At 49.6% G+C, this 15,490-nt stretch carries 14 protein-coding genes; 13 read left to right on the top strand and 1 reads right to left on the bottom strand.

Annotated elements, in window-relative coordinates; all coding sequences use genetic code 11:
- Positions 1-55: 55 nt before the first annotated feature.
- Together msrB and CLV60_RS23910 are read left to right on the top strand one after the other, a co-directional pair.
- On the top strand, positions 56-451 hold the full coding sequence (gene msrB, locus CLV60_RS23915) for a peptide-methionine (R)-S-oxide reductase MsrB (RefSeq protein ID WP_106597895.1): 396 nt from the start codon (positions 56-58) through the stop codon (positions 449-451).
- A gap of 81 nt (positions 452-532) precedes the next feature.
- Positions 533-3,085: a penicillin-binding protein 1A gene (locus tag CLV60_RS23910; protein WP_106597894.1), complete on the top strand. Its 2,553-nt coding sequence runs from the start codon at positions 533-535 to the stop codon at positions 3,083-3,085.
- Positions 3,086-3,142: 57 nt separating this feature from the next.
- Here the strand turns inward: CLV60_RS23910 and CLV60_RS23905 are convergent, their stop codons facing one another.
- Positions 3,143-4,918: an ABC transporter ATP-binding protein gene (locus CLV60_RS23905; RefSeq protein WP_106597893.1), complete on the bottom strand. Its 1,776-nt coding sequence runs from the start codon at positions 4,916-4,918 to the stop codon at positions 3,143-3,145.
- A gap of 147 nt (positions 4,919-5,065) precedes the next feature.
- Here CLV60_RS23905 and CLV60_RS23900 point away from each other — a divergent pair, with 147 nt between their 5' ends.
- From CLV60_RS23900 to CLV60_RS23845, 11 genes are all read left to right on the top strand, one after another.
- Entirely contained in the window at positions 5,066-5,620 is a 555-nt protein-coding gene (locus CLV60_RS23900; RefSeq protein WP_106597892.1) for a DUF4126 domain-containing protein, read from the top strand.
- Positions 5,621-5,623: 3 nt separating this feature from the next.
- Entirely contained in the window at positions 5,624-6,547 is a 924-nt protein-coding gene (locus tag CLV60_RS23895; protein WP_106597891.1) for a helix-turn-helix domain-containing protein, read from the top strand.
- Positions 6,548-6,639: 92 nt separating this feature from the next.
- Complete coding sequence (locus tag CLV60_RS23890) at positions 6,640-8,022, top strand: glycoside hydrolase family 88 protein (RefSeq protein ID WP_106597890.1); 1,383 nt, start codon at positions 6,640-6,642, stop codon at positions 8,020-8,022.
- A gap of 126 nt (positions 8,023-8,148) precedes the next feature.
- Entirely contained in the window at positions 8,149-8,973 is an 825-nt protein-coding gene (locus CLV60_RS23885; RefSeq protein ID WP_106597889.1) for a sugar phosphate isomerase/epimerase family protein, read from the top strand.
- A gap of 6 nt (positions 8,974-8,979) precedes the next feature.
- A complete protein-coding gene (locus CLV60_RS23880) occupies positions 8,980-10,125 on the top strand; it encodes a Gfo/Idh/MocA family protein (protein WP_106597888.1) in 1,146 nt (381 codons plus the stop codon).
- Entirely contained in the window at positions 10,122-10,892 is a 771-nt protein-coding gene (locus CLV60_RS23875) for a 3-ketoacyl-ACP reductase (RefSeq protein ID WP_106597887.1), read from the top strand. The genes CLV60_RS23880 and CLV60_RS23875 overlap by 4 nt, the downstream gene beginning before the upstream one ends.
- A gap of 239 nt (positions 10,893-11,131) precedes the next feature.
- Positions 11,132-12,376, top strand: a complete 1,245-nt coding sequence (locus tag CLV60_RS23870) for an MFS transporter (RefSeq protein WP_106597886.1) — start codon at positions 11,132-11,134, stop codon at positions 12,374-12,376.
- A 289-nt stretch (positions 12,377-12,665) separates the two neighbouring features.
- On the top strand, positions 12,666-13,046 hold the full coding sequence (locus CLV60_RS23860) for a DUF3244 domain-containing protein (protein WP_106597884.1): 381 nt from the start codon (positions 12,666-12,668) through the stop codon (positions 13,044-13,046).
- 172 nt (positions 13,047-13,218) lie between these two features.
- Complete coding sequence (locus tag CLV60_RS23855) at positions 13,219-13,560, top strand: type II toxin-antitoxin system HigB family toxin (RefSeq protein WP_106597883.1); 342 nt, start codon at positions 13,219-13,221, stop codon at positions 13,558-13,560.
- Positions 13,530-14,207: a helix-turn-helix domain-containing protein gene (locus tag CLV60_RS23850; protein ID WP_106597882.1), complete on the top strand. Its 678-nt coding sequence runs from the start codon at positions 13,530-13,532 to the stop codon at positions 14,205-14,207. The genes CLV60_RS23855 and CLV60_RS23850 overlap by 31 nt, the downstream gene beginning before the upstream one ends.
- 78 nt (positions 14,208-14,285) lie before the next feature.
- Positions 14,286-15,398, top strand: a complete 1,113-nt coding sequence (locus tag CLV60_RS23845; protein WP_106597881.1) for a Gfo/Idh/MocA family protein — start codon at positions 14,286-14,288, stop codon at positions 15,396-15,398.
- The last annotated feature ends 92 nt before the right edge of the window (positions 15,399-15,490 follow it).

Raw genomic sequence — 15,490 nt, 5'->3', positions numbered from 1 at the left:
AACGTTACCTAAGGATATGGTACGATTTTTCTGACCATTCCTAAAAAACAAATCCATGAGAGAAGTACAAAAGACCAGGGAAGAATGGCAGCAGGAGCTTACGGGCCAGCAATGCTTCGTTCTGTTCGACAAAGGTACCGAGCGGCCATTTTCGCATCCTTATAACGACAATAAAGAAGAAGGCACCTACGTGTGCGCGGCGTGCGGGACGCCCCTTTTCAGTTCCGAAACAAAATACGATTCAGGTTCGGGATGGCCGAGCTTTTTTATGCCGGTAACCAAAGAAAGTGTGGAAGAAATTGTGGATAAAAGCCATGGCATGATCCGCACGGAAGTGGTTTGCAGAACCTGCGGCGGACACCTCGGACATGTCTTCAACGACGGCCCCAAACCAACCGGACTTCGTTACTGCATGAACGGAGCCGCATTGAAATTTCACAAAGCTGAATAGAATAAATCTTAGAAAAAGCCGGATTGAATCATATCTATCCGGCTTTTCTTATCTTTGACACATTACGAACCAAAACGTTTGATGGAAGTTATCCGATCGTTTTTTAACACAATCAGAACGCTTTTCCGGACACTCCGGTCGCGTCTCGCCACACTCATCAACAGGATTGCTTATAAAATCACTTCGCTTGTAACCGGCAAACCCAAAGCCGACGAGCTCTTTCATTCCTACCGGCAGAATAAGAAGTCGGTGCGCAGCTGGTGGGAGGATAATGTGGACGTCAATTCGAAGTATTACCGTCCCATTGTAACAGTCTGGAAAACCATCGTTTATGGGGTCGTTGCATTTGCATTGTACATTTTTTGCGTTGAAACGAACTTCCTCTGGCTAATGGGCAGCATGCCGAGCGTGGAAGACCTGCAAAACCCGAAAGTGGCGCAATCATCCGAAATCTATACCGCCGACGGCATCATGATCGGCAAATTTTATACCGAAAACCGCACCCCCGTTCCCTATAAACAGATTTCTCCAAACCTTGTAAAAGCATTGATCGCCACCGAGGACGCACGTTTCTACCGGCACTCGGGTATCGATTACAAAGCCATGGCGAGCGTAGCCTGGGGCATTGTTACCGGCGCCACCGATCGCGGGGGCGGCAGTACCATCACCCAACAGCTCGCGAAAAAGCTCTTCAAAACACGTAAATCAGGTGCTCGCGGATTGCTGGGTTATGTTCCGGGCTTAGGTACATTGATTTACAAAACCAAAGAATGGCTCACGGCTATTAAACTGGAAAGGAATTTTACCAAAGAAGAAATCCTGACCATGTATTTCAACACGGTCGATTACGGGAATAATACTTATGGTATCAATACGGCGGCCAAATCGTATTTCAGCAAATCGCCCGATAGCCTGAACGTACAGGAATCGGCGGTACTGGTAGGTCTGCAAAAAGCGACGACCACCTACAATCCGATCCGCAACATGAAACGCTCGCTCGAACGCCGCAATGTGGTGATCGACCAGATGCGCAAATACGGGTATTTGAGTGCCAAACAGGCCGATTCGATCAGCGCGCTGCCGATTGAACTGAAAACCAAATTCGAAACGCCTTATGATGGTAATGCCAACTATTTCAAAAATGCGGTAGTTGATTTTGTCAAAAAATGGGGCGATGAGAATGGTTATGACCTGTATACCGATGGCTTGAAAATCTACACTACCATCGACTCCCGCATGCAGGAAGACGCCGAAGAAGCCATGACTCAGAAAATGAAGCAGCTCCAACGCGTTTTCGAAGATCACTGGCGTAACCAGAACCCATGGCGCGATGAGGACGGTAACGAAATCACCGATTTCCTTCCGACTGTTGTGAAGCGCACCAGCAAATACCGTGCATTGGCCGCCAAATTCCCGAATAATCCCGACAGCGTGGCCTATTACCTCAACAAAAAGGACACGATGACGGTCTATGACTGGAAAAACAGCGGGGAAATGAAGAAGTATTGGAGTTCCATGGACTCGCTCGATTACTACAAGCGCATCCTTCGCGCCGGTATGATGGCTATGAACCCGCAAACCGGCCAGATTAAGGCCTGGGTGGGTGGTCTGGACTACAACTATTTCAAATATGATGCAGTGAAGCAGGGAAAAAGACAACCCGGCTCCACCTTCAAGCCGTTTGTTTACACGACTGCCATCGACGATTCGTCATTCAATATGAACCCGTGCGACGAAATCATGGACAAACCTTTTGAAAAAACTTACGAGGAAGACGGTGAAGAGAAAATCTGGAAACCGAGAAATGCGACCGGAACTTACACTTACGCCCCTATGACGCTCCGCCGCGCACTGGCACAGTCGATCAACTCGGTCACCGCGGAGCTTACCGATCAGGTAGGTGCCGCAAATGTGGTCCGTTATGCGAAAAAGATGGGTATTACCACACCGTTAAAGGCGGTTCCGTCGATCGGCCTGGGGCCATTCGACGTGTCGCTTTATGACATGGTGGCGGCTTATGGCGTTTTTGCGAACAATGGTACTTACACGCAGCCTATTCTTGTGACAAAGATCGAGGATAGCAATGGCAAGGTGATCGAAGAGTTCCAACCCGAGCACCGCCAGGCAATCAGCGAGGAGTCGGCATTTCTGATGCTGCAAATGCTGCGTGCAGGTGTGGAAGAAGGTGGCGGTACCTCCGGAAGTATTCGCTGGCGGTTCAATGTAACGTTGAATGGTAATGAGCTCGGCGGAAAAACCGGAACGACCTCCAACAACTCCGACGGCTGGTTCATGTGCGTCACGCGCGACCTCGTAGTGGGCGCCTGGGTGGGCGGAGACGACCGCAGTATCCACTTCCGGACTACCAACCTCGGTGAAGGTGCCAAAACCGCATTGCCGCTTGTGGGCGCATTCCTGGAAAAGGTCTATAAAGATAAGTCCATAGAGCCCGGGCCGTTCCCCAAACCGAGCTTCAAAATATCCAAAACATATAACTGCCCTACACGATGGGCGCCAGCCGAAAGCGACTCTCTGGGCGTCGAGGGCGACAGCACGCCGGTAAAACGGAACGAAGAAGACGAGTTCCTGATCGGCCCGCCGCCGATTCCTTTGGATACCAGCAAGAAGAACTAGAAAAAGCCCTGACATTCTGCAATGTCAGGGCTTTTGATTAATTGTATTCTGAAATTCCTATAACGTTCCGATTTTATGCACCTCTTTATACTGAATACGATAAAGATTCGCATAAGCGCCGTCTTTTTCCAGCAATTGTTCGTGATTCCCTTCCTCCACGATGCGCCCTTTGTCGACGACAATGATCTTATCGGCCTCCTGAATCGTCGATAACCGGTGCGCGATCACGATCGCCGTGCGGCCGTGCATTAAGTTCTCTATGGCATGCTGAATAAGCTCTTCCGTTTCGCTATCCACGGACGAGGTAGCCTCATCGAGCACGATAATCTTAGGCTCGTGCACCATCGCGCGCACGAAGGAAATGAGCTGCCGCTGCCCTACCGAGAGCGTCGCACCGCGTTCCATTACATTATAAGTATAGCCGCCGGGCAACCGTTCGATGAAATCGTGTACCCCCACAAGTTTCGCCGCCTCGACGATTTTTTCATGCGTAATGCTTTCGTCACCGAGCCTGATGTTGTTTTCGATAGTGTCCGAGAAAAGGAAAACATCCTGCAATACCACGCCGATATGTTTACGCAATGCATTCAGTTCATAATCATGCACCTCAATGCCGTCCACGTAGATATTCCCTTTATTAATATCGTAAAAACGGGTGAGCAGGTTGATGATCGAGGATTTCCCGGCCCCAGTGGCGCCCACAAAGGCAATCGTCTCCCCTTCTTTTACTTTAAAATTAATATCCCTTAAAACGTACTCCTCATCATTATAGGCAAACCAAACATCCTTGAATTCGACATTACCTTTGATCGACTCCGGCGCAAATGTGCCCTCATTGGCTGTGTATTCGTCGCTATCAAGCAGTTTTAAAATACGGTCGGTGCTGACGATCCCCATTTGCAGCGTATTGAAACGGTCGGCCAGCTGGCGGATCGGGCGGAAGAACAGGTTAATAAACATCACGAATGCCGTAACCGTACCAAATGTGATCTCGGCCCCGAGAATCTGCTTAGAACCATACCATACCACCAGGCCGGTACCCGCTGCGGCAATCACATCCGCCACCGGATAATACACGGAATAATAAAGGATCGACCGGATGTTCGCATTGCGGTGCACCTTATTGATCTCCCTGAATTTCTTGTATTCAATATCCTCGCTGCTGAAAATCTGCACGATACCCATTCCCGTAATGTGCTCCTGGACGAATGCATTGAGATTGGAAACGGCCGCACGTACTTCGTTGAATGAGTCCTTGATCTTTTCCTTAAAAACATAAGTACAGAAAAGCATCAGGGGGATCATCGAAAGGCTGATGATCGAGAGTTTCCAGTCGGTGTAGAACATCACGGCAATAATCAGCACCAGTTGCAGAATATCTCCGGCAATGGCCGCCATACCGTCGCTGAATACGTTGGAAAGGGTTTCCACATCGGAAATAGTGCGGGTCACAAGGCGACCGATAGGTGTATTATCAAAGAATTTCAGCCGTAAACCGATGATTTTCTGGTACAACTGCACGCGAATATCGCGGATAATATACTGCCCCAGCCAGCCCGACATATAGGTGTTCCAGAATTGCGCCAATCCCTGAAAAACGGTTACGACCAGCATCACAACGAGCATGACAGTGAGCTGCGAATAATCCCCATTTGCAATCGGCGTATCGATAGTATACCGGATCAGCAGGGGCGTCAGCGGCGCAAGTACCGCATTGAGCAATATAATGGCAATAAGCAGGTAAAACTGCTTCTGGTAAGGTCGAACGAATGTGTATAGACGCCTTAGGGTAGGAAGATCGAATATCTGGCCGCTTTTGGTTTCCTGGTTCACCGGGTAGCTATTAGGTAATACAGTGGTTGTCTTGGATCAACAATGCAAAGGTAGAAAATGTCACAGAGGGCATAAAAAATCTACCAATCGGCGCATATCTTTTTCAAATACACTACATTAACGTTTTTAAGCCTCGATATCGTCAAAATGGAGCTGTTTCTAAGTTTATGCCTGGGAATTGGACTCAGTGCGAGCTGCGGTTTCAGGATATTCCTGCCCATGCTGGTCGCGAATATCGCCGCTATGAACGGCTGGATTACGCCAGGAGAACAGTTTGGGTGGCTGAGCACCTGGACGGCCTTCTTCGCGTTGGGTACGGCTACAATGCTTGAAATAGCCGGGTACTACATTCCATTTGTAGATAACCTGCTCGACACCGTCGCTACGCCGGCTGCCGTAGTCGCCGGTACGTTACTCACAACATCTTTCATCGAAATCGACAATCCGATGCTTCATTGGGGTCTCGGGCTTATCCTTGGTGGCGGCACGGCCGGATTGGTGCAGGCAGGTACGGGTATTTTACGGCTTCTTTCGTCCAAAACAACGGCTGGCCTGGGCAATCCGGTGGTTTCGACGGCCGAGAATGTCGCGTCGTTCGGCTTGTCGGGCCTGGCGGTATTTCTGCCGGTCATCGCGCTGGTGCTGGTAGTTTTGCTGGCTGCGTGGCTTTTGAAACGGTTAATGAATTTGAAAAAGTCTTGATGCATGGTTTTCGTGTCTGATGCAATCCCGGTCCATTCGCTACCCAAAACACCCAGCCAGGTACCTGCATTAAAGATTTTCAGGTTCAAAAACAGTACTGATATTCAGCACGATGGACCTGTTTCTCTACCCATTACCCCGCTCCCGACCGATGCTCCGCACCGGCATACCTATTACGAGATCCTGTTCATCGAAGAAGGACAAGGCTTTCACGAAATCGACTTCCATTCATATAATATACAAGGTGCCGGGCTGCATTTCCTGACGCCCGGACAAGTGCATTTACTTACTTTTTCGAGTTCTTTCCAGGGTTACATCGTTGCTTTTTCGGAGGATTTTTACACATTTTATAATCCGATGAACCCTTCGCTTTCACAGCTGCCGTTCTTCCAGCCCGCACGCAGGCAGCCGATCATCACGCTGTCCGGAAGCGACAAGCATTACTTCCACAATATCCTCGAAAACATGGTCGCCGACCATTTGAGCACTGAAACCGACCAGGCACTTATCGGACGCTACCTGGGGTTGTTACTACAAAAATGCGCTTTCCTAACCCAGCACAATGCGCAAACCGTGGAGTCCTCTGCGCTTTCCGTACCCGAGCTCGCAGGGCGTTTTCAGGAATTGGTTGAAAAGAACTTCAGGCAAATGCATGAAGTGCAACAATATGCCAGCCGGCTAGCTGTAACGCCCGATTATCTGAGTAAAATCATCAAAAAATCCCTCGGCATTTCCTGCCAGGAATACATCCTCGACAAGCTGCTCCTCGAAGCCAAACGGCTCCTGGTTTTCTCCAACCTGAGCAGCAAGGAAATCGCCTATCACATCCACATGGACGACCCGTCCTATTTCAGCCGCATCTTCAAAAAGAAAACAGGTCTCACCCCGAACGAGTACCGCGAACATGTTCGGAAAAGTACCATTTAATAGCAGATTTGTACCTTGCTATCGCTTTTTACTGTAAATATCTTTGTATTATCCAAAATTAAAATGGCTAAATAATACTATTGAACCAAGTTATGCAGATAAAAAACGAACTGACGGCCGCTTCGCTCCAATCCAAAATCGACCGCTTCTGGGAAGTCTCCGGTGAAAAAATCAAGCTCATCAATAAAGAGTACGACAATTCAAAAGGCACCCCGGTTTTCACTGTGAATGGGAAGTACACCCTTCGCGGATGGACCGAGTGGACGCAGGGTTTCCAGTATGGGGCCGAAGTGTTGCAATTCGACGCTACCCGTGATGAAAGCTACCTTGCAAGTGCCCGTAAGAACACGGTTGATTTCATGGCCTCGCATGTAGGACATTTCGGGGTGCACGATCATGGTTTCAACAATGTGAGCACGTACGGTAACCTGCTCCGTCTGATGAACGAGGGGGTGATTGCGGAAAACGAATGGGAGCGCAACTTTTACGAGATCGCGTTGAAAGTGTCGGGGGCTGTGCAGGCACGCCGCTGGACAAACATCAAAAATGGCCAGGGTTTTATTCACTCATTCAACGGGCCGCACTCGTTGTTTGTGGATACGATCCGTTCAGTACGCGCTTTGATGGTTTCGCATTTGCTCGGCCATAGCTACATGGGCGAAAATGACCTGAAAACCAGCCTGCTCGAACGCGGAACACTGCATTCCATTGCCACTGCGAATTATTCGGTTTACTACGGCGAAGGCCGCGACAGCTACGATCTTTGGGGACGCACCGCGCATGAAAGTGTGTTCAATACCAACGACGGCAACTACCGCTGCCCCAACTCCCAGCAGGGCTTCTCTGGCTTCACCACCTGGACGCGCGGACTCGCGTGGGCGATGGTAGGTTTCGCCGAACAGCTCGAATCGCTGTCGAGCTTCTCCGACGAAGAACTGGCACCACTGGGCGGCCGTGCCGAAATCGAGCGCATTTACCTCAAAGCTGCGCAGGCTACCTGCGATTTCTACATTGAAAACACTGCATCGGACGGTGTTCCTTACTGGGATACGGGCGCTCCGCAAATCCATAAACTGGGTGATTACACTTCCCGGGTTTCCGATCCTTACAACGCGTTCGAACCAATCGACAGCTCAGCGGCGGCCATTGGTGCGCAAGGGCTGCTCCGCTTGGGCAAATACCTGAACGACAAAGGGCAAACCGAAGCTGGAAACCGTTACTGGCAAGCAGGGCTTACCGCAGTGGATTCACTTTTTGCCGAGCCTTACCTGTCTACGGACCCTACGCACCAGGGATTGATTCTCCACTCGATTTACCACCGCCCGAACGGTTGGGACAATGTACCTGCCGGACAAAAAATTCCAAATGGCGAGTCAAGTATGTGGGGCGATTACCATGCAAGAGAAGTAGCGCTTTACCTCCACCGGATCAATAAGGGGCTGCCTTATTACTCGTATTTGGGCGCTGTGAGATAACTGCTTGTCACCCTGAGCGCAGTCGAAGGGGAATTGCGACTCCGCCTTGACCCTTCGACTTCGCTCAGGGCGACAATAGCCGTTTTGCATTAATTAAGTTATCATCCTAATAACCATTTCTCCGAATTGGAAAACATAACACTCGACCGGTGCTGTATCCACACCATTACTACCAAGCCCTGGGGCCTTTCGGAAGCGGTGGAAAACTATGCCGCTGCCGGTGTAAAAGGCATTAGTGTCTGGCAGAATGCCACGGAAGGGATCGGGCCGCACCGTGCGGGCGAAATCATCCGGGCGGCCGGGCTGGAAATTGTCTCTTACGTCCGCGGCGGATTTTTTCCGCACACAAGCAGCGCGGGGCGCGCACAGGCAATCGATCATAACCGCAAGCTCCTCGAAGAAGCCGCAGCTTTGGGGGCGCCCATGATTGTGCTGGTATGCGGCGCTTCACCGGATCAGCCCCTGGAAACCTCCCGTAACCAGATCCGCGAGGGCATTGCCGCCATTCTGCCGCTGGCTGAAAAACTGGGCGTAAAACTCGCGATCGAGCCGCTGCATCCAATGTACGCCGCCGACCGATCCGCCATTAACACCATGGCTCAGGCCAATGATATGGCTGAATATTTCAAATCACCTTTCGTAGGTGTAGCGGTGGATGTGTACCATTTGTGGTGGGATGGCGACCTCGAAAAAGAGATCGCGCGCTGCGGAGCGAATGGTAATCTGCTGGCGTATCACGTCTGCGACTGGAAGGTGAACACCATCGACCTTCTGAATGACCGCGGCTTAATGGGTGAAGGGTGTATTGACCTGAAAAAGATCAGGGGCTGGGTGGAAGCTACGGGCTTCAATGGCTTCTGCGAGGTGGAAATCTTCTCGAACATCCATTGGGCGAAGGATCAGCATTTGTTTTTAAATGAAATTACTGAGGCTTTTCTTAAAACTGTATAAACCAAAATGACAACACATACCATTGGCATTATCATGAACGGCGTAACCGGCCGTATGGGTACCAACCAGCATTTGCTGCGTTCGATCAAAGCTATTATCGAGCAGGGCGGCGTGAAGATTTCTTCCGATGAGGTGATCATGCCCGACCCGATCCTGGTAGGCCGTAACGAGGCGAAGCTGCAAGCGCTTTGCAAGCAATCGGGTGTGCAGAAATATACTACTGATCTGGATTCGGTCATGTCCGATCCGCATTACCAGATCTATTTCGATGCGCAGGTAACCGGTCGCCGTGCAGCGGCTGTAAAGAAGGCCATTAAAGCCGGAAAGCATATTTATTGTGAAAAACCAACCGGCACTACCACCGAGGAGGCATTGGAACTATATGAACTGGCTACCAAAGCCGGTTTAAAAAACGGTGTGGTGCAGGACAAACTCTGGCTGCCGGGTATGGTCAAGTTGAAAAGACTCATGGAAGCCGGCTTCTTCGGCAAGATTCTTTCGGTAAGAGGCGAGTTTGGTTACTGGGTTTTTGAAGGCACGAGCATTCCTGCTCAGCGTCCTTCCTGGAACTACCGCAAGGAAGACGACGGCGGCATCATTGTAGATATGCTCTGCCACTGGCGTTACGTACTCGATAACCTGTTCGGAAACGTAAAGGCAGTTTCGTGCCTGGGCGCGACGCACATTCCCGAGCGCGTGGACGAGAATGGCAACACCTATAAATGTACCGCCGACGACGCTTGTTACGCGACATTTGAACTGGAAGGCGATGTAATCGCGCATTTCAACTCTTCGTGGACGGTACGCGTACGCCGCGACGACCTGCTCACGCTGCAAGTGGACGGTACGCATGGCTCGGCCGTTGCCGGCTTGCGCGACTGCTACGTACAGCATTACGGCAACACGCCAAAGCCGGTTTGGAACCCCGATATCGCACAGCCAATCCCGTTCTTCGATGGATGGTCCAAAGTGCCTGAGCAGGAAATTTACGACAATGCATTCAAGGCGCAGTGGGAGCTTTTCCTGAAACATATTGTAAAAGACGAGCCATTTCCATGGGATTTGAAAGCCGGTGCACGTGGCGTGCAGCTCGCTGAAAAAGGCCTCGAAAGCTGGGAGAAACGCCAATGGGTTGACGTGCAGGAACTATGAAAAAGACCGCGTTAATCACCGGCGGAAGTCGCGGCATCGGCTTTGGCATTGCCAAAGCCCTTGCCAAAGAAGGGTATAACCTGGCCATCAACGGCGTCCGCGATGAAGCGGGCGCTGCCGATGCCCTCAACGAATTGCGCGAACTGGGTGCAGAAGTAGCCTATTGCCAGGGAAGCATCGCCAGCGCGGCCGATCGCGAGGCTATTATCGAAAAGGCCTATTCTGTTTTCGGGCAGATCAACCTGCTCGTCAACAATGCCGGGATAGCACCGCGCGTGCGGCTCGATATTCTCGAAACGACCGTTGAGAATTACCAGGAAGTGATGACGACGAACCTCGAAGGCCCGTTCTTTTTCACCCAGGCCATCGGCAAGCGCATGGCGGCTGCGAAGCAGGATAACCATGCATTTGAAGCGGCGATCATTTTCGTGACGTCCATTTCGGCCACAGTCGCATCCATTAACCGTGGCGAGTATTGTATTTCAAAAGCCGGACTTGCCATGACCAACCTGCTTTTCGCGGTGAGAATGGCCGAATACAACATTCCGGTTTACGAAATCCGTCCGGGTATCATTTCCACCGACATGACTTCCAAAGTACAGGAGAAATACGACAACCTCTTCCAGAGCGGCATTGCATTGCAGCCCCGCTGGGGCACGCCCGAGGACGTGGGCAAGGCGGTTGCGTCATTAACGAGAGGCGATTTCCCCTACTCCACCGGCCAGGTAATCGGTGTGGACGGCGGCATGCTGATCGACAGATTGTAATGTAGTCAGGAATTGTCATGGATTGTCAAGTGTAGTCAGTTATTGTGGTTTATAGTCAATGTTAGTAGTCTTCACGTACGAAATGACAATCCCTGACTACACCTGACAACCTAGTGACTACCCTTGACTACGCCTGACCATTTCTGACTCGAAAACTCAGCGGCAAAAAGATTTGATTGACATTTACACCACACAGGCCGAGGGCGGAAAGCCGACAGCCGAAGTAACACCTTAACCCTATGTCAACAACAACCAATAATCCTCAACCTTCGCTGCTTTCGCAGTTATTGCAAGTACCTGTAATAGTGGCTGCATTGGGCTACCTGGTCGATATGTACGACCTGTTTTTGTTCAGTGTGGTGCGGGTGCCTAGTCTGAAAGCGTTGAACGTCGCCGACGATCAGCTGCTGAATGAGGGCATCAGTTTGTTAAATTACCAAATGGCCGGAATGCTGATCGGCGGTGTGTTGTGGGGGGTGATTGCGGATAAAAGGGGCCGGCTTTCCGTTCTTTTCGGGTCTATTATCATGTATTCGCTGGCCAATATCGGCAATGGTTTCGTGACATCGCTTGATCAGTATGCGATTCTCCGCTTTATTGCGGGCGTCGGGCTGGCTGGTGAGCTTGGAGCCGGGATTACGCTGGTTACAGAGGTTTTACCCAAAGAAATTCGGGGTTATGGCACCACACTGGTAGCCACCCTCGGGGTTTTAGGAGCAATTTTAGCTTACTTCGTAGCCGATTTATTTGCATGGCGCATCTCCTATTTTGTAGGAGGTGGAATGGGTTTGCTGCTTTTGGTATTACGTTTCAATGTTTTTGAATCGGGTATGTTCAAGCATGCCAAGGAGCGTTCGGTGGATCGCGGCAATATTTTCATGATCCTGACCAACGGGAAACGCCTCGGCAAATATCTGATGGCGATCCTTGTAGGCTTGCCGATCTGGTTTGTCGTCGGAATTCTCATTACCTTTTCACCCGAATTCGGTGCTGCGAAGGGCATTGTGGGAATCAACGCGGGAAAAGCGGTAATGCTGGCTTTTTCGGGGCAGGTCGGCGGAGATATCGTCAGTGGATTACTTAGCCAGTACATGCGTAGCAGGAAAAAAGTGATCAGGCTGTTTATCATGCTTTCGCTTGCCATGGTGATAGGCTATTTGCTTATTCCGATGCAAGATTTGTTCTCCTTCTACTTGCTTTGTACCTTGCTCGGGTTCTGCAATGGTTACTGGACTTTATTTATTACCATTGCGGCGGAATTGTTCGGGACGAACCTTCGCGCAACGGTTGCAACAACGGTACCTAATTTTGTGCGCGGCGCGACTATTCCGCTGGCTGCATTGTTTGTGAGTTTCAGACCCGACCTCGGCGTCGTCCAGAGTGGGTTGGTAATAGGTATAGCGACGGCCGTAGTGGCTTTGCTGGCCTTATATTTCCTGGAAGAGACATTTACAAAGGATATGGACTTTGTAGAAAAAGAATAGTTTCGGTTTTAGTTTTAGTTAAAAGCGGCCCCCACAGATGGAGGGCCGTTTTTTTTAACAGTTATTAACACTTTTCCAAGCAACACTCCTCCCCGACCTTACGTCTCTTGGTTACATTTTTGAAAAATAGCCATGAGATACCGTTCAATTGCTTATGCTGGGAATCAACCACTTGTCCCACCCGAAATTCCGCTCGTGTACTTTGATTCAGATCGTACACAAGCATGCTCTTACCTTTGTCGTGTTCTTGAAATAGAACAAAATTTATAGCCATAAAAATAAAATAGCCATGAAAACATCAGTTAAAACCTTCATTTGCGCATTTGCGCTTGCAGCCGCTTCTTTCACCGCCCAGGCAGGAGATAAAGAAGCCAAAAAAGCTTCCACTTTCGGAACCGGCATTTACGCCACCAAAACCGGTAAAATCAACGTTCTCGTAGACAAGGGCAGCACCGACTCCAAAACAACCCTGCTGCTGAAAGACGCGGAAGGGGTAGTGGTATACCGCGAAACGATTTCAAGAGATCACAAGAAATTCGGACGTACCCTGAACCTCGACGCGATGGAGCCCGGTAAATACAAACTGGACATCATCAGCGGCAACGAAATTCAAACCAAAACTTTCGAGCTGGCCGACCAAAAAGTCGAACGTATTCTGACAGTTAAATAAGGTTCAAATACATAGTATCCGGGCGGCACCTCTCCATTGCGGGAGGTGCCGCTTTTTTTATTCCCCAGAATAATTTTCCTGTTACCTTTTTCCGAACCGGCGTATCAATAGAAAGTCCAACTCAGAAAGTTCACTTTTTAGTAGAACTTTTTATAAATTGTACTGCCGACTGATGGTTATTCATGATAAAAAGAAGCTCATAGAGCTTAAAAGGAAAAATCTGGGAAATAAACGTTTGATACAGGCTGTTAACCAGCTCATCAAAGACCTTGAAGATGGCTCGATAACGACTATCGACGAACTGATCAAAATCAGAAGAGATGCAAACCGGGTCCACAGCCGAGGATTTTATTTTTTCGACCTGCACGTTCACAGAGCCCTGATTCTCATACAATTAACAACAGACAAAGCAACCATTATGTGGACCGGGACGCATCAAGAATATGCAAAGACCTTCAAGAACAATACAAACACAATTGAAAAATGGCTCAGAACAAAAAGGTTGCTGAATTAGGCGAACCCAACATTAAGAAAATATTGGATGCCGGAAGAATCGAAACCGAGCTTGACCACGAGCGGGTTCTGCTCGCCGACCGGCATTTAATGCTCCAAGAAGAAGTCCAACCGGATCTCGGTCCAACCCGAAAATCGATAAGTGACCTAATCGTAGAATTTGAGGCAAGATGCTGGTCCGATGAAAACCTGGTCACAGATGCACAAATGGAAGAGAGCGAAGCCGCAGAAATTCAGGCTGAAAAAGAGTATGCATTCCTATGGAAACGGCAAAAGCTGATTCTCGATAAGTTGCAAGAGCTTTCATTAAAACAAAAGGATCTCGCGCTTCTTTTGAACCACAGCAAATCCTACACCTCCGAATTGCTGAATGGCATCAGGCCATTTTCGACCAATGATCTGAAATTGATTCATTTACTATTCCAAATCCCACTTACAGATCTCATTATCACCATTCCTTCACAAGAAACATTAAACCGGTTGGAAACCGCAATAGGCAAAATTTCGTCCTCGAATCCAAAGGCCAGATTGCTGCACACAACGCTGGCGAATCGTCCGGTGACAAACGGCCTGTTGACAGAAAACTGGGATGAGGACGAAATTGAACCGGAAGAGAACATTGATGAGCTAACACTTTCAAATAAATGAGTTACAAAATTCCAAGGAGATCAACGACATAGCCCACTTTTTGCCTTTTGAATATTCAACTGAAAATCACTCATCTATATGGATACCCGTCGAGATTTCCTGCAAAAACTATCATTAGGCATCGGCGCAACGGCATTGAGCGACCTCCCCGCATCGGCGCGTGAGCTGTATTCAGGCCCAAAGGCAGATAAGCAACTACGCGTGGCGCTAATGGGATTGGGCAGCTATGCAACCCGTGTGGCAGAGGCCATGAAAGACTGCAAAATGGCAACGCTCGTAGGCGCGGTTTCGGGTACGCCTTCTAAGCTGGAAACCTGGAAACAGAAGTATAATATCCCCGAGAAAAATACCTACAATTACGAAACGGTCAGTAAAATCAAGGATAATCCGGATATCGACATTGTTTACGTTACCACACCGAACTCCCTGCACCATAAGCACGTCCTGCAAATTGCCGCGGCCGGAAAGCATGTGATCTGTGAAAAACCCGTTGCCGACAATGCGAAGCAAACACGGGAGATGATCGCTGCTTGCAAAAAGGCTGGTGTGAAGTTCTATATCGGCTACCGGATGCATTTCGAGCCGCATACGCGCGAGCTGATACGTATGCGCGAGGCGGGGGAGTTGGGCAAGATCATGCATGTGAACAACTATATGGGTTTCAAATCCGGCGACCCGAACCAATGGCGCCTGAAAAAAGCCCTCGCGGGCGGAGGTGCAATGATGGACGTGGGCATTTACGCGCTCAACGGCGCCCGTTACGCCACGGGCGAAGAGCCGATTTGGGTAACCGCACAAGAAACAAAAACAGACCCTGTCAAATTCAAGGAAGTCGATGAGACGATAATGTTCCAACTGGGCTTCCCCAGCGGCATTGTGGCCAGCTGTGGTACTACTTACGCATTCAATAATTATGAGCGGCTCTATGTAGTCGGAGAAAAGGGATTTGTGGAATTGAGCCCCGCATTCGGCTATGGTCCTATCAAAGGCCGCACGCACCTTGGCCCGATGAATCAGCCAGTAATTACGCACCAGACACTCCAAATGGACGGCATTGCCGATATTATCCTCAACAACAACCCGGATCCGAATGTACGCGGTGAGGAAGGTTTAAAGGATATGATTGTCGTAGATGCCGTCTATGAATCCATTCGTAAAGGTGGAGCTAAGATTATGCTGGCGGGGAAATAGCACTTCCCGATAGAGGCTATTCCGATTGGACTTCCAACAAAAGGCAACTGGTAAGAACCGGTTGCCTTTTGTTCCATTTTAAGTTAACTTTA

The sequence above is a fragment of the Dyadobacter jiangsuensis genome, assembly GCF_003014695.1.
Classification (GTDB): domain Bacteria; phylum Bacteroidota; class Bacteroidia; order Cytophagales; family Spirosomataceae; genus Dyadobacter; species Dyadobacter jiangsuensis.
This window is presented reverse-complemented; position numbering and strand designations above follow the sequence as displayed.